14 protein-coding genes are annotated in these 23,256 nt (G+C 67.1%); 6 read left to right on the top strand and 8 right to left on the bottom strand.

The window, feature by feature from the left end; translation table 11 throughout:
• Positions 1-79: 79 nt before the first annotated feature.
• The 5 genes from ABD024_RS13780 to ABD024_RS13760 all read left to right on the top strand — a co-directional run bounded on the left by ABD024_RS13780 (position 80) and on the right by ABD024_RS13760 (position 6,570).
• Positions 80-1,843 carry a sensor histidine kinase gene (locus ABD024_RS13780; protein WP_343853638.1) on the top strand — a complete coding sequence of 588 codons (1,764 nt, stop codon included), beginning with the start codon at positions 80-82 and terminating at the stop codon, positions 1,841-1,843.
• A 9-nt stretch (positions 1,844-1,852) separates the two neighbouring features.
• Positions 1,853-2,299 (top strand): response regulator, encoded by a 447-nt coding sequence (locus ABD024_RS13775; protein WP_343853636.1) that lies wholly within the window; start codon positions 1,853-1,855, stop codon positions 2,297-2,299.
• Positions 2,300-2,402: 103 nt separating this feature from the next.
• On the top strand, positions 2,403-3,947 hold the full coding sequence (locus ABD024_RS13770; RefSeq protein ID WP_343853634.1) for a response regulator: 1,545 nt from the start codon (positions 2,403-2,405) through the stop codon (positions 3,945-3,947).
• Positions 3,948-3,979: 32 nt separating this feature from the next.
• Positions 3,980-5,305 carry an ABC transporter permease gene (locus ABD024_RS13765; protein WP_343853632.1) on the top strand — a complete coding sequence of 442 codons (1,326 nt, stop codon included), beginning with the start codon at positions 3,980-3,982 and terminating at the stop codon, positions 5,303-5,305.
• Positions 5,302-6,570 carry an ABC transporter permease gene (locus ABD024_RS13760; protein ID WP_343853630.1) on the top strand — a complete coding sequence of 423 codons (1,269 nt, stop codon included), beginning with the start codon at positions 5,302-5,304 and terminating at the stop codon, positions 6,568-6,570. Before ABD024_RS13765 ends, ABD024_RS13760 begins: the two co-directional genes overlap by 4 nt.
• A 10-nt stretch (positions 6,571-6,580) precedes the next feature.
• On the opposite strand, the gene ABD024_RS13755 is transcribed toward ABD024_RS13760, so the two are convergent.
• The 7 genes from ABD024_RS13755 to pgmB all read right to left on the bottom strand — a co-directional run bounded on the left by ABD024_RS13755 (position 6,581) and on the right by pgmB (position 19,915).
• Positions 6,581-7,966, bottom strand: coding sequence for a sigma-54-dependent transcriptional regulator (locus tag ABD024_RS13755; RefSeq protein ID WP_343853628.1), 1,386 nt, complete (start codon positions 7,964-7,966; stop codon positions 6,581-6,583).
• Positions 7,938-8,243 (bottom strand): alpha/beta hydrolase family protein, encoded by a 306-nt coding sequence (locus ABD024_RS13750; RefSeq protein WP_343853626.1) that lies wholly within the window; start codon positions 8,241-8,243, stop codon positions 7,938-7,940. Before ABD024_RS13750 ends, ABD024_RS13755 begins: the two co-directional genes overlap by 29 nt.
• Before the next feature lie 28 nt (positions 8,244-8,271).
• Positions 8,272-10,548, bottom strand: a complete 2,277-nt coding sequence (locus ABD024_RS13745; RefSeq protein ID WP_343853624.1) for a glycoside hydrolase family 65 protein — start codon at positions 10,546-10,548, stop codon at positions 8,272-8,274.
• A gap of 73 nt (positions 10,549-10,621) precedes the next feature.
• Positions 10,622-12,868 (bottom strand): glycosyl hydrolase family 95 catalytic domain-containing protein, encoded by a 2,247-nt coding sequence (locus ABD024_RS13740; protein WP_343853622.1) that lies wholly within the window; start codon positions 12,866-12,868, stop codon positions 10,622-10,624.
• 42 nt (positions 12,869-12,910) lie between these two features.
• Positions 12,911-14,170 (bottom strand): MFS transporter, encoded by a 1,260-nt coding sequence (locus tag ABD024_RS13735; protein WP_343853620.1) that lies wholly within the window; start codon positions 14,168-14,170, stop codon positions 12,911-12,913.
• 97 nt (positions 14,171-14,267) lie between these two features.
• Positions 14,268-16,817 (bottom strand): TonB-dependent receptor, encoded by a 2,550-nt coding sequence (locus tag ABD024_RS13730; RefSeq protein WP_343853618.1) that lies wholly within the window; start codon positions 16,815-16,817, stop codon positions 14,268-14,270.
• A 41-nt stretch (positions 16,818-16,858) separates the two neighbouring features.
• Complete coding sequence (gene pgmB / locus ABD024_RS13725) at positions 16,859-19,915, bottom strand: beta-phosphoglucomutase (RefSeq protein WP_343853616.1); 3,057 nt, start codon at positions 19,913-19,915, stop codon at positions 16,859-16,861.
• Positions 19,916-20,228: 313 nt separating this feature from the next.
• Here pgmB and ABD024_RS13720 point away from each other — a divergent pair, with 313 nt between their 5' ends.
• The gene (locus ABD024_RS13720; RefSeq protein WP_343853614.1) at positions 20,229-21,233 is read left to right on the top strand and encodes a LacI family DNA-binding transcriptional regulator; all 1,005 of its coding nucleotides are present in this window, start codon (positions 20,229-20,231) and stop codon (positions 21,231-21,233) included.
• Positions 21,234-21,431: 198 nt separating this feature from the next.
• On the opposite strand, the gene ABD024_RS13715 is transcribed toward ABD024_RS13720, so the two are convergent.
• Positions 21,432-23,084, bottom strand: a complete 1,653-nt coding sequence (locus tag ABD024_RS13715) for a sensor histidine kinase (RefSeq protein WP_343853612.1) — start codon at positions 23,082-23,084, stop codon at positions 21,432-21,434.
• Positions 23,085-23,256: the final 172 nt, after the last annotated feature.

Genomic DNA, 23,256 nt, shown 5'->3' with positions numbered 1-23,256 from the left:
GAAACATGCCAGAATGCGGCGGGAATCCTTTGACCGTGGGCCTGTCGATGCGGCGAGCGGGATGAAAACCAAGGGAATCATGCGCTGGCGTACCGTCGGCCTGCTGCTGGCGATGCTGATCATCGTCGGCCTGCCGTATGTCGTCACGCTGCAGGGCGCACGAGATACCGAGCGAGCCACCGAGTGGGTGGTCCGTTCGACCGAGGTGAAGTCGCTGGCCTATCGGGTTGCCTATGTCGTGCACGACAGCGAGGCGGCCATCTATCGTCTGCTGGCGGGCGACGTGAACGAGGCCACCCGCGCGCGCGCGGCGCGAGTCGGCAAGGAGGCGCTGCCGCTGCTGCGGGAACTGCGCAAGATGACGCGCGACAACCCCGACCAGCAGGCGCTGATGGGGGCCTTGGCCGGCGGCGTCAATGGCCGCCTGACCCTGATGAACCAGGCGTTGGCCCGGTTGCAGCAGGGCAATCCGGAGGGTGCCCGGCAGTCGCTGCGCGACGCCGACGACCTGTTCGGAATGGATACGCAGATTGCCGGCATCGTGCAGATCGAGGACGGTCTGCTGAAGCAGCGCCAAGAGGAAGCCACGCGGCAATCCGTCGATGGACGCGTCGTGCTCTCGATCACCGCGCTAGCGCAGATCCTGCTGCTGACCATCATCGTGATCGCCTCCGAGCGACAGGTCGGCCGACGCCAGTTGGCGGAGACCCGCGAGGGTCGCGCGGTGCTGCGTTCGCAGATGATCTTCCAGGCGGTGCGCGAGCCGATCGCATTGTTCGACGAGCACCTGAACAGCCTGCTGGTGAACAACGCCTTCAGCGAGCTGTACGGGATGGACCCGGGGCAGCGTTCCCAGCCGCTGGTGCAGATCGGCGAAGGCGCCTGGAGCGACAGCGTACTGCTGCAGCGCCTGAACGACGTGCTGCTGCGCGACCGCGAACTGTGGGACTACGACATGGTCCAGCGCACGGTCGACGGGGTTGACCGTCATGTGGTGATCAATGCGCGCCGTCTGCAGCAACACGACGGCGGCGCGCCGGCGCTGCTGCTGACGGTCAGCGACGTCACCACGCGCGCGCTGGCCGAGCAGAAAGTGAACGAGCTCAACCGCCAGCTGGAAGGCAAGGTCACGCAGATCTCCGACGTCAATCGCGAGCTGGAGGCGTTCAGTTACTCGGTGTCACATGACCTGCGCGCGCCGCTGCGCCATATCGCCGGGTTTGCGCGCAAGCTGGAACAGCACCTGGGCGATCAGGTCGACGAAAAATCCGGTCATTACATCGAAGTGATCGCCGACTCGGCGCAGCGCATGGCCGTACTGATCGACGACCTGCTGGTGTTCTCGCGGCTCGGCCGCGGCGCGTTGCGGCTGCAGGCGGTGGACATGCAGTCGCTGGTCGACGAGGCACGCGCGCTGGCCGAATCGGGCGTGTCGGATCGGCGTATCGTGTGGACGATCGCGCCGTTGCCGATGGTGATCGGCGATGAGAACATGCTGCGCACGGTCTGGCAGAACCTGCTCGGCAATGCGGTGAAGTACACCGGGCACTGCGAGGTGGCGCGCATCGCGGTAAGCGTGCAGCAGGGGCGCAACGGCGACTACGAATTCACGGTAAGCGACAACGGCGCGGGGTTCGACATGCAGTATGCGGACAAGTTGTTTGGCGTGTTCCAGCGCCTGCACCGCGCTTCGGAATTCCCGGGCAACGGGATCGGGCTGGCCAACGTGCGGCGGATCGTGGCGCGCCACGGCGGTCGCGTCTGGGCCGAGGCCGAGCCGGGGCACGGCGCCCATTTCCATTTCTCGCTGCCGGCCACCGACGCGGCCGGCACACGCACCTGAGAGCGAAGCATGAACCAGAGAGACCTGCGCACCATCCTGCTGGTCGAAGACAGCATGGCCGATGCCGAGATGGCGATGGACGCGCTCGGCGAGGCGCACCTGGCCAACCCGGTGGCGCACGTGGAAGACGGCGTGGAGTGCATGGACTATCTCTACTGCCGCGGTGCGTGGGCCGCGCGCGATCCGGGCGACCCGGCGGTAGTGCTGCTGGACATCAAGATGCCGCGCATGAGCGGGCTGGACGTGCTGACCGCGATGCGCGCCGATGAGCGGCTGCGGCGGATTCCGGTGGTGATCCTGTCGTCCTCGCGCGAGGAAAGCGACCTGGCGCGCAGCTGGGACCTGGGCGCCAATGCTTACGTGATCAAGCCGGTCGACGTGGACCAGTTCTTCGACGCGGTGCGCACGCTGGGACAGTTCTGGGCGGTGCTCAACCAGGGGCCCGAGCACGAATGAGTGAGTGGACGCGGTAACCCGCATCGGCCCACAGGCTGCATGCGGGCGCCGGAAACGAGCAGGGGTAGCAGAGAACCATATGCCAAACCGGCAATCACGGGCGATGCCGACCATCCGGGTGCTGCAGGTCGAGGACAGCCAGCTCGATGCCGAGCTGGTGCTGGCCGAGCTTGACGCCGACAACATCTGCTACGAGGTGCGCCTGGTCGACGACGAGGCGAGTTTCCTCGCCGCGTTGACCGACTTCAGGCCGCACATCGTGCTGTCGGATCTCAGCATGCCTGGCTTTTCCGGCCAGCATGCGCTCGACCTGTTGCGCCAGCGCGACGAGGATCTGCCCTTCATCTTCGTCTCCGCCACGCTGGGTGAAGAGGCGGCGATCGAGGCGCTGCGCAATGGCGCCACCGACTACATCCTGAAGCAGAACCCGGCCCGGCTGGCCAGCGCGGTGCGCCGCGCACTGAGCGAGGCCGAAGCGCGCCGGGCCAGCCGCCGCTCCGAGGCGGCGCTGGTGCGCGCGCAACGTTTCGAGAGCCTGGCGATGCTCGCCGGCGGCCTCAGCCACGACTTGCGCAACCTGCTGCAGCCGCTGCTGCTGGCCGGCGACAGCCTGCAGGACTACCAGGACGACCCGCGCCTGGCGCGGCTGGGCAAGCTGGTGCGCGACTGCGGCAAGCGTGGCCTGGACATGGTGCACTCGATGTTGTCGTTCGCCCGCGGAGCGCGCCGCGCGGAGAAGGTGCGGCTGGGCGCGCTGTTCAGTGCGTTCGACCTGCTGATGCAGGGCAGCGTACCGCGCGCGGTATCGATGGAACTGGTCATCGACGACCCCGAGCTGTCATTCGAGGGCAACCACACCGAACTGCAGCAATGCCTGCTCAACCTGTGCCTGAACGCGATCCAGGCCATGCCGGATGGCGGCCACCTGCGCGTCGAGGCGGCGCAGACACCATTGCCGGCGGAATTTTTCCTGCCGGAGCAGCAGCCACGGCCGGGCCGTTACCTGTGCATCAGCGTGATCGACGATGGCGCCGGCATGGATCAGGCCGTGCTCGATCAGATATTCGAGCCATTCTTCACCACCAAGGAGGGTGGCACCGGGCTCGGCCTGCTGTCATGCAAACGGATCGTCGACAGCCATGGCGGCGTGATGCGGGTGGACAGCGAGCCGGGCCGCGGCACCCGCTTCGACCTGTATTTCCCGTTGGAGGAACCGGTGGCGGACGGCGACCAGCTGGACGATCGTGACAGCCTGGAAGGTGCCGCCGAGCGCGTGCTGGTGGTGGTGGAAGAGGCCGGCCAGCTGTCCCTGCTGGCCGACACGCTGGACGCCTACGGTTACCAGGCGCATGCCAGCCAGAGCGGTACCGCCGCGCTGCAGTGGATCGAGGCCGGCGGCCTGCCCGACCTGGTGGTGCTGGATGCGGACATGAACCTGTTCACCGGCGTGCGCACGCTGGCCGCGCTGATCGAGCAGGGCTACAGCGGCGCGGTGATCCTGCTGGCGCGCCCCGGCGCCATGCCGGACCTGCACGAATTGCCCCCGCTGGAACACCTCTACGTGATCGACAAGCCGGTCACCACCCAGGTGCTGCTGCGCACCTTGCGCAAGGCGTTGGATACGGCCGGTAACGCGGCTGATGCGTGAGCCGCGCGGATATGGCGGCCGGGAGGACATGGATGTTCGCGTACTACCTTGATCTGGCCTTGCGCAGCTTCCGCCGCAGCAAGGCGCTGACCGCGCTGGTGGTGGTGCTGATGGGCTGCGGCGTCGGCACCTGCATGGTCACCTTCGCGGTGTTCCGCGCCGCCGCGGCCGACCCGATCCCGTGGAAGTCGCACCAGCTGTTCGTGCCGCAGATCGACAACTTCGGGCCGGCGCACAACTGGAAAGGGCAGCCGCCGATCCTGCTCGGCTACACCGATGCCATGGCGTTGCTGCGTGCGCGGCAGGCGCGGCGGCAGGTGCTGATCTACGGCAGCAAGTGGACGGTGCTGCCGGGTGATGCGCAACACCTGCCGTCTTCGCAGGAGGGCGACGCGGTCAGCCACGACTTCTTCGCGATGTTCGATGCGCCGTTCCGTTACGGCGGCGGCTGGTCGGCCAGCGACGACGCTCAACGCGCGGCGGTGGTGGTGATTAGTAGTGCGCTCAACCAAAAGCTGTTTGGTGGCGTCAACAGCGTGGGCCGTGAGATCAATCTCGACACGCATGCCTATCGCATCGTGGGTGTGCTGGATGACTGGAATCCCAGCCCGCGCTACTTCGATGTGAGCAGTGCGTGGTATCCCTTCAGTCATCCGCGCCAGCTGTATCTCCCGTTCAGTCGTGCCATCGATCTGCAGAAAGCCGCCAGCACCAACTTCTATTGCAGCACGTACTCCCCCAATCCTGATCTGCCGAACTGGGACAGCGTGTTGCACAGCGAATGCGCGTGGATCGCCGCGTGGGTGGAACTGCCCACCCGCGCTGACATGGCGCGCTATCGCGACTGGCTGCACAACTACGCGGCCGAACAGCAGCGCGTCGGCCGCTTTGCCTGGCCGCCGAACGTGCGCCTGTCCGATGTCGGGCAGTGGCTGGACCTGATGAAAGTGGTGCCGAAGGCGTCGGCGCTGTCGATGATCGTCTCGGTGAGTTTTTTGCTGATCTGCCTGGTCAACGTGGTCGGCCTGATGCTGGCGCGCTTCATGCGCCGCGCGCCGGAGATCGGCGTGCGCCGCGCGCTGGGTGCGTCGCGTGGCGCGATCTATCGCCAGTTCCTGACCGAGGCGGTGGCGATTGGATTGGCCGGTGGCGTGCTGGGCCTGCTGCTGACGGCGCTCGGCATGGACGGCATCGGTCACTTGTTCGAGCCGGAAATCGCCCAGCTGGCGACGCTGGATGCATCGCTGTTGCTGCTGACCGTGCTGGTCGCGGTGGCCGCCAGCCTGATCGCCGCGCTGTATCCCACCTGGCGCGCCGCCCAAGTGCAGCCGGCGTGGCAGCTGAAGTCGAACGGATGAATACGACCATGCAGATACGCCCCATCCTCGCCGCGCTGCGCCGGCACAAGATGGCCACGCTGCTGATCGTGCTGCAGATCGCGCTGACCCTGGCGGTGGTCAGCAACGCGCTGTTCATCGTCAAGACGCGGGTGCTGCATCTGTCGCGACCGAGCGGCACTGACGAGGCGCATCTGTTCGTAATCAACAACCAGTGGATCGGCCAGCCGGACGTGCCGCACATCGACGCGCAGGTGCGCGCCGATCTGGCGACCTTGCGCAACCTGCCCGGCGTGCGCGGCGCGTTCGCCAGCCAGGCCTATCCGATGGAGGAAGGTGGCGGCGGGCTGGTGCGCCTCAAGCATCGGATCGAGCAGACGACGAAGGCCCAACTGGCGCTTTCCTATTTGGCCGACGAGCACGCAATCGACACGTTCGGCACCACGCTGGTGGCGGGCCGCAATTTCCGCGTCGACGAGATCGGCAGTCTCGGCCCGTACGACAAGGTAGTGCCGGCGGTGATCATCATTACGCGCGACCTGGCCCACAAGCTTTTTCCGGGCGACGTGGCGGTGGGTCAGCGCGTCTACCTGAGCGATGACGGCCCGAGCACGATCATCGGCGTGGTCGATCGTCTGCAAGGCAGTTACGCGGGCAGCAGCACGCGTTCGATCGACGAGGACACCGTCCTGGTGCCGGCGCGTTACGCCAGCTCCGACGACGGGGCGAGCTATGCCGGCGGTACGGTCTATCTGGTGCGCGCGCAACCGGGCCAGCTCGCGGCGGTGCTGCGCACGGCGCCGGCTGCACTGGTCGCGCAGAACCGCATGCGCCTGATCAGCCCGGAAGACGGCGTGGTTACCCTGGCACAGGCACGCACAAAGGCTTACGCCACCGATCGCGGCGTGGCGATCATGATGGGCGTGGTGTGCGTGTTGCTGCTGCTGGCGACGGCCGGTGGCATCGTGGGCCTGAGCAGCTTCTGGGTCGGCCAGCGGCGTCGCTCCATTGGCGTGCGGCGTGCGCTGGGCGCGACGCGCGGCGACATACTGCGCTATTTCCAGACCGAGAACGCGCTGATCGTCGGCATCGGCGTGGTGCTAGGCGCGGCACTCGGCGTCGCGACGAACCTGTCGCTGATGAAGCACTACGAACTGCCGCGGATGCCGCTGTGGCTGCTCGGTGTCGGCGCGCTGTTGCTGTGGCTGCTTGGCCAGCTGGCCGTATTCGGCCCGGCGCGGCGCGCCGCGGCGGTGCCGCCGGTGGAGGCGACGCGCTCGGTGTGAGCGTGCTGCCTCAGTCGATGCCGAGCTTCTTCAGCTTGTAGCGCAGCGCGCGGAAGGTGATACCGAGTTTGCGCGCGGCGGCGGTCTTGTTGTAGCGCGATTCCTCCAGCGCCTTGACGATGGCGGTGCGCTCGAGGTTGCTGATGTAGTCGTCGAGGCCGCCGTCGGCGCTGGCGGCAGCCGGTGGCTGCGGCGGCTGGCCCGGTGCCGCTGCTTCCTGGCTGAGCCGGGCGCTGCGCTGCGGCAGCATCAGGTCGGCGGCTTCGATGGTGCTGCCGTCGCACATCGCCATCGCGCGTTCGAGGACGTTTTCCAGCTCGCGCACGTTGCCGGGGAAGTCGTACGCGTCCAGCGCGTCGCGGGCGGACGGCGACAGCTGGCCGACGCTTTCGCCGCTCTTGCCGGCCAACGCCTTGAGGATGAAGGCGGACAGCTGCGGCACGTCGCCGCGGCGTTCGCGCAACGGCGGCACGCGCAGTTCGATCACGTTGATGCGGTAGAACAGGTCCTGGCGGAACTGGCCCTGCTCGACCAGCTGGCCGAGGTTTTTGTGGGTGGCGGAAAGGATGCGTACGTCGACCGGGATCTCGTCGCGGCCGCCGATCGGGCGCACCGCTTTTTCCTGGATCGCGCGCAGCAGCTTCACCTGCATGTGCAGCGGCAGTTCGGCCACCTCGTCGAGGAACAGGGTGCCGCCCTGGGCGGCCTGGAACAGGCCTTCCTTGTCTACGCTGGCGCCGGTGAAACTGCCCTTGCGATGGCCGAAGAACTCGCTCTCCATCAACTCGGACGGGATTGCGCCGCAGTTGACGGGCACGAACGGGCCGCTCGCGCGCGGGCCCTGCTCGTGGATCAGCCGGGCCACCAGTTCCTTGCCCACGCCGGATTCGCCGGCGATGTAGACCGGCGCCTGGTTGCGCGCCAGCTTGCCGATGGTGGAGCGCACCTGCTGCATTGCCGCGGAGTCGCCGATCAGGCGATCGCCGGAATCGCCGGTTTTCGCCGCTGCGCCGCCGTTGCGCTTTTCCTCGGCCAGGCGCAGGGCGGTACGCACCAGTCCGCGCAGCATCTGGATGTCGACCGGCTTGGAGACGAAATCGAACGCGCCGGCCTTCAGCGCGTTCACCGCGGCGTCGACGTTGCCGTAGGCGGTGATCATCGCCACCGGCATGTCCGGATGGTTGGCGGCGATCAGCTCGATCACCTCCTGCCCATTGCCGTCGGGCAACCGCATGTCGGTGAAGCACAGGTCGTAACTGCGTTCGGCCAGTGCGCGGCGTGCCTCGCCGACGGTACCTACTGCGTCGACCTGCAGGTCCATCCGCCCCAGCGTGATGGTCAGCAGCTCGCGGATGTCTCGTTCGTCATCAATGACCAGAACGGTCTGTGGGTTCATGGCACGGCGCGTGGCTATCGATGCGACAGAGAATACCCGGCCGCGCGCTGCGGGGCAAAGACTGCTGGTGCCCCAGCCGTCGGTCGAAGAGGCGCGCCATCACGGCATGCGCCTCGCGCGGTTCGGGTATTTCCGGATCCGAGTAGAACGAATGCCACATGCCGTCCCGCACATGCAGCCCGGTATCCACCCCGGCCGCGGCCAGCTGGGCCTGGTTGTGCAGGACCGAGCTCAGGGTGAAATAGCGACTGCCGGTGATCGGCAGGGTCGGCGGCAATTTCGCCGGCAGCGGTGCCCCGGCGGTTCTAGAGTGCGTGGCGGACCAGCTCCGGCTTGCCGTCGGCCGCGCGGCGGACCGTGATGTCGTAGTAGTGACCGCGCAAGCTGACGTGCTTCAGCGTGAACGACTGCCACGGAGGCGGCAGCACCGGTGCGTACGCCTGGACTAGCCCGTCCTGTTCGAGGCGCAGGCCGCTGAAGCCGTAGAGGATGTTCTGCAGCAGCCCGCCCGAGGCGGTCAGGAAATAGCCGGTGTTGTTGGTGGCGGTCTCGGTGCGCACGTTGAACGGCGGCTTCAGCACGTGGGTGGTGAGGTTGCGCTGGAACCACGCGCCGGCCGTGGTCGCGTCGCCCAGCGTGGCGGCGGCGATCGACACGGGCGAAAGCCCCATGCTGTTCGGCGCCTGCCGCGACCGTTCGATCAGCCCCATCGCGTAGTCGAAATCGTGGCGACGCACCTCGGCGCTCATCGCCAGGTCCAGCGAGGGATAGGCGAGCGCCGGCAGGGCGGTGTCGCCCCAGGCATCGATGTTGTGCGCCACGCTTTCGTCGAAATCGAGATGGTGTCCGTCCTTCGCGGAGAACGGGATATGCAGGTGCGCGGCGACATCGGCCCAGTGCGGGTCCGGCTTTGTGCCGACGACGGACGCAGCGGCGACGGCGATGTTCAGCGCCTTGCGTGCCGAGGCGTTGGTGAAGGTGTCGTTTGGTACGTCGTTGTAAGCCTCCAGCACGGAGGTGACGTGCTGGATCTCGTAGCGGTGCCTGCCGGCCACCCGGGTCGCGCGGCTGGCCCAGAAATCCGCCACGTCGCGGATCACCGGCCAGCCGTGGCGGGCCAGCCACTGGCGATCGCCGGTGGCCAGGTAGTACTGCCACTGGGCGATGGCGACGTCGGCATTGACGTGGATTTCGCGTTCGCCGAGCACGTAGGCCATGTGCGGCGTCTGCTCGCTGCCGTTCTGCGGATCGGCCTCCCACGGGAACATCGCGCCGCGCAGGCCGCGTGCCCGCGCACGCGCTTCGGCGGCCGGCAAGGTGCGCGAGCGGAACATCACCAGCGATTTCGCCCGCTGCGGATGCAGCAGCAACAGCGCGGGAAACACCCAGGTATCGCTGTCCCAGAACACATGGCCGGCGTAGCCGGGCGTCATGCCGCAGGCTCCGGTCGGCCAGGCAGTGTCGGGGGCGGTGTTGGACAGCAGGTAGTAAAGGTCGGAGTGGACGATCCGCTGCGCCTGCGCATCGCCGTCGATGCGGATGTCCGATGTCCAGAGTTTGCTCCAGGCATCGCGGTGCGCGTCGAGCAGGCGCTCGAAGCCGGCCGTGCGCGCGGCCGTGGCCAGCGCGCGATCCTGCTTCGCATCGCCACCCCAGCCCGCGCGCGACAGCGCGACGAACTTGGTGAAGGTGTAGGTCTGTCCCTTGCGCACTTTCGCGGTGAGGTTCAGCGCCAACCGATAGCGGCTCCGATACACCCGCAGGTCGGTGGGCTGCAGGCCCGCGGGCAACTCGATCGCGGCCGCCTCGGCCATCGACAGGCCCTGCTCGGCGTGGCCGTCCAGCCACAACGTGCGGTCGGCCGTGTCGCCATCGGCTGCCGTGACGTGCGTGTCGCCGTGGTACCAGAGGACCGCACGGTCGGGCGTGGCCGGTGCGACCGGTTCGAGCTTCAGGTTGTGCGCCGCCACCGCCTCCTGCATGTCGTCACCGCTCAGGCGCGCCAGCGGGAAGCGCGGCTGATGCGGCGCCCACAGGTTCAGCGCGAACGACAGCTGCACTTCGCCGTCGAACTCCGGCGTGATCGACAGCCGGGTCGCGGCGAGGTGGGGCGAGGCCTGGCTGACCAGGCTCGTCACCTCGATGCGCGTGGCTCGGCCATGGTCGAGGTAGCGATAGCGCGTGGTGAGCGTGCCCTCGTATAGATTCAGCTGCTGCTGGTAGTCCTGGAACACGGCCGGGTCCAGCGCGGCCTGGTTGAGCCAGAAGTGGCCGGCCGGCGAGTTGCCCGTGCTGTAGTCGATCTCGCTCCAGCCGGGCACCGCGGCGTGACGCGCGATGTCACCCTGCGCGTAGTCCATGAACGCGACAAGGTAGGCGAGGTTGCCCTCGGTGCCGCGCGGCGCGGTCAGCGTCGACAGGTAGCCGTTGCCGAGCTGGCCGGGAAAGTAGCTGGCGAAGTCCTTCGCGGTGGCCGTCAGCAGGAAGCTGGGATCGGTCGCGGCCCGTGCGCCGACGGCACTGCCGAGGCCGATGACGGCCAGTGCCGCGAGCTGCCAGCGTCGACGGGATGCACATTTCATCTCGGCCTCCCCAGTCTTGCCGATCGTTGCTGGCCACACCCGGTCCGTCCGGGCGCGGCGTGATGGCGACGTTTCAGATCGCCGTGCGGGTCAGCTTCGCCTTGCCGTCGGCAGCGCGATCGATGCGGATGTCATAGCGCTTGCCGCGGAACGTGATGCGCCTGAGCGTCAGCGATTTCCATCCCGGCGGCAGCACCGGTGCATACGCTTCGGCCAGGCCATCGTCCTCGATGCGCAGGCCGCTGAGGCCGTAGACGAAGCTCTGCACGAAGCCGGCCGAGGTGGCGAGGAGGTAGCCCGCGTTGTTGGCGACGGTTTCCGTGCGCACGTTGAACGGCGGTTTCAGAAAGCCGACCAGGTTGCGCTGGATCCACTCGCCGGCGGCCTTGCTGTCGCCCAGTTCGGCGGCGCCGACGGCGAGCATCACCATCATCATCTCGTTCGGGTCGTCGCCATGCACTTTCAGTTCGTGCAGCTGGAACGCGAAGTCGTTGCGGCGCACTTGCGGCGACATCGGCAGGTCCAGGTTCGGATACATCAGCCAGGCCAGCGACGAGCCCATCCAGGTGATCTTGTCGTGCGGCACCGAGGCGTCGAAGTCGAGATGGCGCTGGTTCTTCTGGTCGAACGGGATGTACATCTTCGCGGCAATCGTGGCCCATTGCGGATCGGGCGCGGCGCCGACGAGCTTCGCGGCCTTGATCGCGATCTGCAACGACTTGCGCGCGGCGGCATTGGTGAACGAGTCGTTCGGCACATCGTTGTAGGCCTCGTCGGGCGAGGTGACGTGGTGGATCTCGTAGCGGTCCTGCGCCTTGTCGTAGGTAACCCGGCTGACCCAGAACTGCGCGATCTCGCGGATCACCGGCCAGCCCTGCTGCTTCAGCCAGGCGTCGTCGCTGCTGGCGAGGTAGTACTGCCACTGCGCGATCGCGATGTCGGCGTTGACGTGGATCTCGCGGAACACCCCGTAGGCGAAGTGCGGCGTGTGGTCGACACCGGTTTCCGGATCGGCCTCCCACGGGTACATCGTGCCTTTCACGCCGTACTGCTTCGCCCGCTCGCGCGCAGGCTGCATGGTGCGTGCGCGGAACATCACGATCGGTTTGGCGCGTTCCGGGTGCAACAGGAGCAGGGCGGGGAACACCCACGAATCGCTGTCCCAGAACGCGTGGCCGGCGTAACCCGGGGTCAGCGCGCAGGCACCCATCGGCCAGGCCGTGCCCACGGTGGAATTGGACAGCAGGTAGTACAGGTCCGAATGCACGGCACGCTGCACGCCCGGATCGCCGTCGACCACGATGTCGGATTTCCACAGCTCGTGCCAGGCGGCCTGGTGTTCGGCGAGCAACGCGGCGAAGCCCTTCTGACGCGCGGCCTTGGCCAGCGCCACGTTGTCGCGGGCGTTGCCGCCCCAGTTCTGCCGGGACGCGGCGATGTACTTGGTGAAGGTGTAGGTCTGGCCCTTGTGCACCCTGGCGGTGAGATTGAGCGACAGCTTGTACGGGCCTTTTTCCAGCTTCACGCTTTCGATCGCGAGGCCCGGCGGCAGCCCGATCGCCGCCGCCTCGGCCATCGTCAGGCCGTGTTCGGCGCGGCCGTCCAGCCACAGCGTCAGTTCCTTCGTGTCGCCGTCGCTGGCCAGCACGCGGGTGTAGCCGGGGTACCACACGGCGGCGCGGTCGGGCGTCGGCACCGGCTTGTTGTCCAGCGTCTGGCCGCTGGCGATCACCGCGGCGATCATCTCGTCGCCGCTCATGCTGGCGATCGGGAAGCGCGGCTGGTGTTCGGACCACAGCCGGATGGGGAAAGTCAGCTGCACGCTGCCGTCGAACTGCGGCGTGATGGAGAGCTGCGTCGCCGCCAGGTGGTTCGAGGCCTGGCTGACGAACGTGGTGACCTTGATGTCGGTCGACTTGTTCGCGTACACGAAGCGGTAACTGGTCGACAGCATGCCGTCGTGCATGTCCAGCGTCTGCGCGTAGTCGGCGAAGATCGTCTTGTCGACGCGGGTCGAATTGAGCCAGCCGCCGCCGGGGTTGTAGTCGATCTCGCTCCAGCCGGGGATCGCAGCCGGACGCGCGATGTCGCCGGGCTGGTAATCCATGAACGCGACCATGTACGCGCGATTGCCCTCGGTGCCGCGCACCGAGGTCATTGTGGAGAAATAGCCGTTGGCCAGGTAGCTGGGGAAATACGTGCCGAAATTTTCTGCCGTGCCGGTGAGCAGGAAGCTGGGGTCGGTAGCAGCACGTGCCGGCAGGGCAAGCGTGGCGGCGAGCAGGAACAGGGCGGCGAGGCGGGGGCTGCAGGATTTCATGGTTGCTCCAGATGAGGCGTGCTTCGAGCCATGGCCAGCGAGCTATTCCGCAGCAAGCGGGGTAGCCGTGGTGGCCGCACGGTCGGTCTCGCGCTTGAACAGGAACAGGGTGAGCAGGATCAGGGTCATCGGCACCAGCGAGAAATAGAATGCATGGATGCCGTCGAAGCTGGCGAATACCCTGGCCGTGATGTACGAGCCCAGGGTGCCGCCGAGCGCGGAGAACACCACGATCAGGCCGGTCATCGCCGCATGCATCGGCTTGGGCAGCGAGCTCAGCGCCACCGAGTTGATCACCGGGTAGATTGGCGCCATCAGCAGGCCGAGCAGCGGGATCAGGTACGCCGCGAGCGGCGCGTTGAACCAGCCGACGTCCGGCCGCGCCACCACGTCGCGCGCCAACGGCAGCACCACGATCACCAACACGCCCATGCCGACCACGCATACGTTGAGCAGCACGTACCAGCGCACTCGCTTGAGCACGAAACCGGCACCGATGCGGCCCAGCGCGGTCATGCCGGCGAGGATGCTGGCGAACTGGATGCTCATCGCGTTCGGCAGCTTCAGGATCTCGTTGTTGAAGGTGGGCAGCCAGGTGCCGAAGCTCTGCTCGATCAGCACGTACAGGAACGCCGAGGCGAGGAACACGTAAATCAGCGGGCGCACGAACAGGCGCAGCATCTCCATGATCGCGTCGACAAACGAATTGTTGTGCCCCTGCGCGTGCGCGGCGCTTTCGTCCAGCCGGCTGGTGGCCAGCAGCACGATCACCAGCGCACAGGCGCCGGCGAGCAGCCAGTACACGTTGAACCACACCGGGTTGCCCGGGTTCGCCGGGTCGACGTACGCGCTGAAGACCCAGTTGCCGGCGAGCACGCCGACCATGAACAGGCCTTCGATGGTGTTGGTCAACCGCGAGTGTGCGGTCTTGTCGGCGGTGAGCAGGCCGATCGAGGAATACACGCCGACCTTGGCCAGCGCGAACGAAAAGCCCACGCAGGCAAACAGCAGCCGCGTGGTGAGAAAGGTGGGGTACAGCGGCATCAGCAGACAGGCACCGCCGACGATGGCCAGCGCCAGCATCATCGAGCGTCGGTAGCCGAACAGCGGCAGGAACGAGGCGACCAGGAACGACGTGAACGCGATCGTGAGGTCCTTGTAGCGCTCCAGTGCGCTGGCCGCAGGCTTGTCGATGCCGAACGTGGCCATCGACTGCAGGATCACCGTGCCGACGCTATTGAGCAGGATCGCGAAGATGATGTAGATCAGCGCCAGTGCGACGATCATGCGGATTCGATTCATGTCACCCCCGGCGCCACGGCATGTGCAACTTCAGGAAAAACGCGGTCCGGACCGCTCTGAGGTACGACCCGGACCGCGCGTGCCGCTGAAGTGGAAACTAGAACAGGTACTTCACCTGGAAGTTGACCTCGCGGCCTTCCAGTGGCCGAGCCAGGATCACGCCACCGGCTGCGGCCGTGCCGAAGATACGCGAGTTGCTTTCGGTCAGGCCCAGCTCGTTGGTGATGTTGGTGCCCTGCAGGCGCAGCTGCCAGTTCTGCTCGACGTTGGCGATCACGCCGAAATCCCACGTGCTGTAAGTGCCCAGCTGCTGCAGGCCCGATTGATCCTGGGTATGCGGGCCGACATGCGTATAGGTCACGAACGCGGTCACATCACCCCACGAAAAGGGCATCCTGTAGCTCGGCGTGAACGCGTAGTGGACCTTGGGTTGGCGCTGCAACTGCACCCCATTGATGAACTGGCAGCCGCTGACGCCGGTCACCACGTTGGTGAACTTGAAGCATGAGTTGTTGTGTGAGTAATGGCCGTCGAGGTAATTGGCCACCAGCATCAGCTTCAGGTTCTCGATCGGGGTGATCGCGCCGGACAGGTTGATGCCCTTGGAATCGGAGCCGTACAGCGCCGGCGGTCCCACCGGCGTGCCGGCCCCGTCCGTGGGTTGGAACGACAGGCCATTGAACTGCTTGTGGTAGACGCTGATGTCGGCGTAGATCAGATCCGACTGGTATTTGAAGCCGCCCTCAAGGTTCTGGATCTTCTGCACCGGAGCGGTGTTTCCGGTGGTGGCGCCGCGGATGCCGTTGTCGAAGTCGGCGAAATGCACGCCCTTGTTGGCACGCACATACACGCTCATGTTGTCGGCCAGCTGATAGTTCGCACCGACGGTCCATGAGGTGTGGGTCTTGTTGTAGTTGGTATGCGCGAACGTGCCGTTGCAGACCGGGACGCTGTTGTTGTACAGCGTGAGCGGGTTGCCATCCAGGTCGACATTGGTGAGGTTGCACACGTTGTTGGTCGCGTCCTGGTTTTCGAGACGCGCCGAGGCATCGAACAACCAGGGCCCCACGCGCCACGAATCGGACAGATAGAACGCCTTGTTGTTAGCCGTGCCGTGCTGGGCGATGTTGTAGCCGCCGTTGTCGAGGAAACCCTGATTGTCGGTCAGCTGCTTGATGGTGCCGGCGTCGTCGTAACTCACCATGATGGGGCGCGCGTTGGGCGTATTCGTCATCAGCATCTGGTTGCCGAGTGCCCACTTGTCGTCCATCGTGTAGTGCGCCAGATACACGCCCGCGGTCAGCGTGTTGCCCTCGAAGATCTCCTTGCTGAGGCGGAAATCGTTGTTGATGTTCTTCAGGTGCTTGTGGATGTACCACCAGCCCTGGTGGATCACGCTCTGGTTCGGATCGACTGCGCCGCCGCCGCCCGGGCCGGCGTAAGTCGCCGTCGCCGAACCGGCCGGAAGCCCGAAGCCGCCCTGGCTGGTCGGGGTGTTGTACAGCTCGTCGTTCAAGGTGGCCGGGTTGGAGCCGGAGAACAGCGCGTTGGTGTCGACGTCGCCGGCATCGATGAGGAACTTGTCGCTGATCGTCCAGCCGCTGCCCAGGTCGTAGTCGAAGTTGCCGCCGAAGAAGTTCATCTTCGCGCCGCGGCCGTTGGCGAGGTCGGCGTTGGTGCCGCCGCCCGGATAGCCGGCCAGGAACACGTGCTGGATGTACTTGCTGTTGTAGGTGTCCTTGAGCGGGTCGAAGCCCGGGTAGGCGCTGAAGTTGTCGGTGCCGTTCTGGATCAGCGGGATCGGCGTGATGAACTGGTTCTTGTCGTTCAGCGCGCGCGCATAGAGCATCATGCTGCCGCGATCCGAGTCATGCGTCAGCGTGGCGGTGAACTGGCCACCCTTGTCGGCCGCGAACTGCGGGTCGCGCACGCCGTCCGAGTCGCGGTAGAAACCGCCCACGCTGCCGTACCAGTTCTCGGCGACCGGGAAGCCGAAGAAGCCGTCGACGCGCTTCAGGTTTTCCGAGCCGTAGGTGACGCCGATGCTGCCCGACGGCACCTCGGTGCCCTGCTTGAGCATGAAGTTCGCGGTGGCGCCGATCTGGCCGTCGCCGAACACCACCGACGGGCCGCCCTGCAGGATCTCGACCCGCTCGATGGTGTCGTCGAGACGGAAGATCGAGGTGGTCTCGAAGAACGACAGCGTGGGCATGCCGTATAGCGGCGAGCCCATCAGCTGGGTGGAAAAGTAAGGCGCGTCGCCGCCGCCCGGGAAGCCGGCGATCTCGATGTTCGCGCCGGTCTGGCCGCCGGTCGATTCCGGCCACAGGCCGGGCGCGATCTTCAGCAGGTCGGCCGTGCTCTTGGGGTTGGCCAGCTTGATCTGCTCGGCGGTCGCGGTGGTGAGCGTGTAGCTCGCGTCGATCTTCTTCACGCCGGTGGCCGAGCCGGTGACGACAACCTGCTGCAGGTTCGTGGTCTCCTTGACATCGGCCGCCTTGCGCTGCGGACTCTTCCTGGCGGTTGCCGGCGCGTTCGTCGCCGAGGTGTCCTGCGGGCTGTCCTGCGCCATGGCCGTCGCGGACATGAGGATGCCTGCTATGGCCGCCGACAGCATCAGTCGGGTCATTTGCTTGTTGTTGCCCATGTCACGTCCTCCCCATCAGTTTCAGTGTGGGTCGCGGCACATCAACCGATATGTCCACGCCAGTTGTCGTTACGGGTTGTTGTAAAGGTATGTATGTCGAATGTCGCAATGCTCGGTAACACCAGGTCTGCCTCGGCCAACGCTTGCGCCTGACCGATTCCCACCGCTGCCATCCCGGCGGCGTGAATGCTGGCAATGCCAGCCGCGGCGTCCTCGACGCCGATGCACTCTTCCGGCGCCACCCCGAGCGCGTTCGCCGCGGCGAGGAAAATTTCCGGATCGGGCTTGGAGCGGCTGATCCGGTTGGCGTCGACGACGGCGTCGAACAAGTCGGCGATGCCCAGGCGCTCCAGCAGCAAGCCGGCATTGCGACTGGCCGAGGCCAGCGCCACCTTGAGTCCGGCCTGGCGCACCTGTTCGATCGCCGCGCGCGCCCCCGGCAGCAGGTCCCGCGGCCCGAAGTGCTCGATTTGTTCGCGGTAATATTCGTTTTTTCGTGTAGCCAGCGTGTGCTTCTCGGCTTCCGTGTAGGAATGCGTCGCGGCCTGCAGCAGGATCTCCAGCGAGCCGCGCCGGTCGACTCCCTTCATGCGCTCGCCGGTGGCGTCGTCGAACGGCACGCCGATCTCGTCGGCCAGCCTTTTCCAGGCGGCGTGATGCACCACCGCGGTGTCGGCGATCACGCCGTCCAGATCGAAGACCACCGCCTTCAGCGGCGGCAGCGCATCGACGAAGCCCGCGCACGGCAGGCGCAACGGCTGACCGGCATGCAGGCGTTGCGGCAGGCCGTCGTGCAGGAAGGTGAGCGCGCTGCCTTCGGTGAGCGTGTAGCGTACGCCGTCGCGATCGACCTCCACGCGCAGACGCGTGCCTCGCCAGCGCAGCCCGAAGCGATAGCCTTGCCACGCCGCGGGCAGTCGGGGCGCCAGCGCCGGCATGCCGTCGTGCACGCGCAGGCCGCCGTAGCCCCAGGTCAGAGCCAGCCAGCTGCCGGCCATCGCCGCCATGTGCAGGCCGTGCGCCGCGTTGCCGTGCAGGTCGTCCAGGTCGACGCGCAAGGTGTCCAGGAAATAGCGCCAGGCCTTGCCGGCATGCCCCACTTCGGCCGCGAGCACCGCGAAGGTGGAGGCGGACAGGGTGGAATCGTGCACGGTGACGCCTTCGTAGTAGTCGAAGTTGCGCCGCTTGGCGGCGACGTCGACCTGCTCGCCGGCCAGCATCAGGGCGAGCAGCGTATCGGCCTGCTTGCACACCTGGTGGCGGTAGAGGCTCAGCGGATGCATGCGCAGCAGCAGCGGCTGTTTGCCCGGCGCAGCAACCAGTTCGGAAGGCAGGCGCGGCTTGTCGAGGAAGCCGTCGTCCTGCGGAAAGATGCCCAGCGCAGCGTCCACCGGCAGGTACATCGCCTTCGCTGCGGCTCGCCATTGCGCCGGCTCGTCGGCGTGCAGGCCGATCCGCGCCGCGAGCGCGGCGTAGTCGGCCGGATGGGTCAGTGCCATCCACTCGGCGGTGGCGGCCGCGTCGCGCAGGTGTCGCTGCGCCATGCGGTTGGTGTAGTGGTTGTTGTCGACCAGGGCGGAGTACTCGTCCGGGCCGGTGACCTCGTGGATGCAGAACGCGCCGCCGTGGCGCGGATTGAAATGGCCGACGTCGAGCCAGATCCGCGCGGTCTCGAAGATCATCTCGGCGCCGCGTTCGAGCAGGAACGCCTGGTCGCCGCTGGCGTCGACGTAGAGGCGGATCGCCCATGCCACCGCAGCATTGATGTGGTATTGCGCCGAGCCGCCGGGGAAGTACGCGGAACACTCGTCGCCGCTGATCGTGCGCCACGCGTAAAGCGCGCCGCGCGGGTGGTCGAGTTCGCGCGCATGCCGGCGCGCGTGGCCCAGCGTGCGATGGCGCCAGGTCAGCATGGCGCGCGCCAGCTCCGGCGCCAGGGTGACCAGCGCCGGCAACATGAAGGCTTCGGCGTCCCAGAAGTAGTGGCCTTCGTAGCCCTCGCCGGTGAGGCCCTTGGCGGCGGTGCTGCTGCGGCCGTCGCGGCCGCTGGACTGGAACAGATGGAACAGGTTGAGGCGCAGCGCCTGCTCGGTGGCCGGGTCGCCCGCGATGGCCAGGTCGGCCTGCGCCCAGAGGGCGGACAACGCCTGCGCCTGCCGATCGAGCAGGGCCGGGTAGCCGAGCGCGATCGCCGCGGTCAGCGTGGCTTGCGCCCGCGCCAGCAGGGTATCGGCAGGGTCCGTGGCGAACGGCACGGTGAAGGCGTAGGCGATGTACTTGTCCAGGCTGACGGCCTGGCCCGGTGCAAGCGTGCCCGTATAGGCCTGCATCACGCCATCCGGCGTCCGGCCGGCGTCGCGGAAAGCGAGTTCGGCGGCGTGCCGGTGGCGTTGCGCGCAGACCAGCCGGATGCCGCTGTGGGTGGTCTGCTGGCCGACCCAGGCCAGCTCCGCGTCCGCCTCGGCGTCCCGATTGACGAGGCCGCCCTGGATGCGACTGCCGATGCGCGGGTCGTTGCCTTGTCCGACGGCTTCGCGCGTGGTGCCGATCGAGGATTCCAGCGTGATCGGGCCGCGGTAGTCGACCGAGCGCACGCGGTAACGGATCGCCAGCAGTCCGGCCTCCTCGAGGCTGACGATGCGCTCGGCCTCGATCTCCAGCGTGGCGCCTTGCGGAGAGCGCCAGCGCAACACGCGGCGATAACAGCCGCGGCGCAGGTCGAGGATGCGCTCGAAGTGCAGCCACTCGCCCTGGTCGAGTTGCACCGGCGTGTCGCCGAGGCGCAGCCGGATGTGTGTGGCGTCGGCGACCGGGATGCGTGTGTCGGTATGGCTGGCGAAACCGGGGAAGCGTTCGTGGTACTCGATCGGGGTGCGTTCCCACACCCCGGACAGCAAGGTGGCCTGGCTGGCGCTGTCGGCCTCCTCCAGGTTGCCGCGCACGCCGAGCGTGCCGTTGGCGAGGGCAAACAGGCTCTCGTCCTGCGCAAAGCCGGCCGGGTCGGTGCCGTGGCGGACCAGCAGCCACGGGTCGCCCGCCGGCTGGCCGCCAGGCGTCGATGCGTCGGGGCTTGTCGCTGCCGTCGTCTGGTGATCCACGATAAATCCCCGTCTTCCGCGTGCTGTTGGTCGGGCCATACGCCAGGCTGGCGCGCAGCTTGGCAGTAAATGTTATCGGTATCAAGATACCGATAACATTTCAACGGCACAGGCCTGCCATGATGGTTCCGGGGTCGATGGAGAAGGGCATGGATATGCACTTTCCGGTCGCGCCAGCGCACCGCGGCGGGGCGGCACGCGGCGAGGTTGCATCGGCGAGGCGAATGTCGACACACTGCAGGTGCCGGTGCGGACCATCGCTGCCGTCCGGCAGCGCCGCAGCACCGGAGCCAAGTCAACAGGGATCAGATAGTTGAGCAAGAAAGGCGCGCGCAAGAACGCCTCAGGCAGCCTGACCATGGCGGACCTGGCGCAACTGGCCGGGGTATCCAAGATCACCGTCTCGCGGGCGCTGGGCGACAGCCCGCTGGTCAACCCGGAAACCCGCGAACGGATCCAGGCGTTGGCACGCGAGCACGGCTACAAGCTCAACATCAGCGCGCGTAACTTGCGCCTGCGCCGCAGCCATACGGTGGCGGTGATCGTGGAAATGAAGCCTTCCACCGATCGCACCATGTTCGATCCGTATCCGCTGGTGCTGCTGGGCGGCATCTCGCAGGAACTGACTGCGGCCGGCTACAGCGTGCTGCTGACCACTCGCCAGGGCGCCAGCGCGGCGGCAGTGCAGGCGGCCGACGGGCTGATCCTGCTGGGCCAAGGCGCGCACCAGGACGCGGTGCGCCGGTTCGACAAGCTGAACCTGCCGATGGTGGTGTGGGGCGCGCAGTCGGCCAGCGACGCGCACGTGGTGGTGGGCAGCGACAACCGCCTCGGCGGTGCGGTGGTGGCACGGCACTTCATCGCGCTGGGCCGGCGCCGTCCGGTCTTCATCGGCAACCCCAGCCACCCGGAGATCTTCGAGCGCCTGAATGGCTTCATCGACGCGCTGGCGGTGCGCGGGATCAAGCCGCTGCTGATGCGGCGCGACGAATTCACCGTGGACTCGGGCATGGACGCGGTGCGTTCGCTGCATGAGCGCAAGGTCGGCTTCGACGCGATATTCGCCTGCAACGACCTGCTCGCGATGGGCGCGATCCGCGCCACGCTGGATCTGGGGCGCTCGGTGCCGGCCGATGTCTCGGTGGTCGGCTACGACGACATGCCGCTCGGCGCCAGCTTCCTGCCGCCGTTGAGTTCGGTGCGGCAGGACTGGCAGGAAGGCGGCATGCTGCTGGCGCGCAAGGTGCTGGCGCTGATCGAGGGCGAGCCGGCCAGCTCGGAATGCCTGCCGGTCAGCCTGATCGTGCGATCGACCTGAACGGGCGATCGCCGATTCCGTTCATGCTTCGACAGGCTCAGCACGAACGGAATCCTGGAATTCCTCGCTAGATTCCCGCGCTTCCATCCAGTCTGTCGTGTCGAAGCACTCCCACACTTCCGTTCGTGCTGAGCCTGTCGAAGCACGGGCGGAACTCCCTCACACTATGGACGTCCAAACGTCCAAACGTCCACGGCCTCAGCGCGTAGCCGCCTGAGCAGTGGTGTCCGCAGCCTCGGCCGGGCTGCGCGCCGGTGGGGTCAGCACCAGCCGGAAGCAGCTGCCGCCGCCGGCCACGCGCACGTATTCCAGCGCCGCCTGGTTCGCGTCGCTCATCTGCCGGGCCAGGTACAGGCCCAGGCCAGTGCCGTATTCGTGGGTGGTATAGAACGGCTCGAAGATCTGTGCGGCCACCTTGGGCGCGATGCCGGGGCCGCGGTCGATCACTTCGAGGATCGGCACACCGTGCTCGCCCTGCCGGGTCACCACCATCACACGTGCCGGCTCGCCGGGCAGGCGGCCGTAGCGCAGTGCGTTCTGCACCAGGTTCCATACCACTTGCTGCAATTGCTGCGGGTCGGCCACCGCCGCCACCGGGGTGCCGCTGTTGGCGATCACCCGCAGCGAATCGGCGCCGAGATCGTTGCCCTGGGAGTACTCGTCGACGAAGTTCTGCGCCCAGAGGCCCAGGTCCAGCGTCTCCGGGCGCGAGCGTTCGCGCCGCGACAGCTGCAGGATGTTCTCGATGATCTCGTTGAGCCGGATGCAGTGGTTGTTGATGATCTCGACCATGCGCTGGTCGGTGGCGTCCATGCTCCTGGACTCGGCCAGCAGCTGCGCCGAGTAGCGGATCGCCGCCAGCGGGTTGCGGATCTCGTGCGCGATCGAGGCGGACAGCCGGCCCAGCGAAGTGAGCGTGAGCTCCTCGGCGCGGCGCGACAGCAGCGAGGTGTCGTCGAGGAAGATCAGTACGTGCGAGTCGTCGTTCGGCGCCAGCCGGGTGAAGCGCGGCACCACTTCGGGTACGCCGTCGGCGAGCTGGGTGGCGGTCTCGTCCAGCTTGCCCGAGGTCATCCAGTGGTACAGCCGGCGCGACAGCTCCGGCGCCAGTTGGCCGAGGTCGCGCTGGTCGGCGCCGGGGTTGCCCATCAGCATCCATGCCGATTCGTTGATCTGGTGGATGCGGTTGGCGTCGTCGACCAGCAGCACGCCGGTCTTCATGCGGCGGATGATCAGCTCATTGACCTGGGCCAGGTTGGCCAGGTCGGTGCTGCGCTGCTCGGCGAGTGCCTCGGTGGCGCGCAATTGCCGACCCAGCACGTGGCACAGCGTGGTGGTGGCGAAGTAGGCGAGGCCGAACAGCGCCGCTTCGAGCAGGTCGCGGTCGCCGGGGTTATCGGCCGAACCGCCGAACAAGGTGTGCCCGAGCATGCCCAGCGTGGCCAGCGCGGCGAAGAAGCTGGACAGCCGCAGCGGCAGGATCAGCGCGCCGGCGCTGAGGTTCACCGCCAGCATCATCGCGATGCCGATGCGCGCGTCGTGCATCGCGGCGATCGCCAGCACGGCGGCGGCGATATCCACCACCAGGGTTGCCGCCACGGCCGTCCGGGCATACGGCATGCTGCGCCGGTTCAGCAGCAGCGCGATCAGCGCGAAGACCAGATACAGCGCCGTGACGGTGCGGGCGAAGTCGGGAGTGGCCAGTTGCGGCCAGCCCAGGCCCGGTGGGCTGAACGCCAGGGCGGCATAGACCAGCGCCTGCACCACCCGGAACGCGTTGAGGAACGACAGTTCGTGGCGAATCGTCGCCGTGCCTGCGCGCGGGGTAGTCAAAGGTGTTGTGCTGGACATATGCCGCCTGTACTGGATGGATCAGGGCATTCCCGAGGTTTCCGGCCGAGTATAGACGGGCGGATCGCCGCTGTGCCGGTGTCGGAAAGCGCATGGGAGCGCCCCGCGCGGGCGTTTCAGGCGGGCGGCCCTTTCCATCGGCGCCCGCTTCCGCGAAAATGGGCGGCCGTGT

Origin of the sequence: Rhodanobacter soli, from assembly GCF_039523495.1 — a bacterium.
Classification (GTDB): Bacteria; Pseudomonadota; Gammaproteobacteria; order Xanthomonadales; family Rhodanobacteraceae; genus Rhodanobacter; species Rhodanobacter soli.
This window is presented reverse-complemented; position numbering and strand designations above follow the sequence as displayed.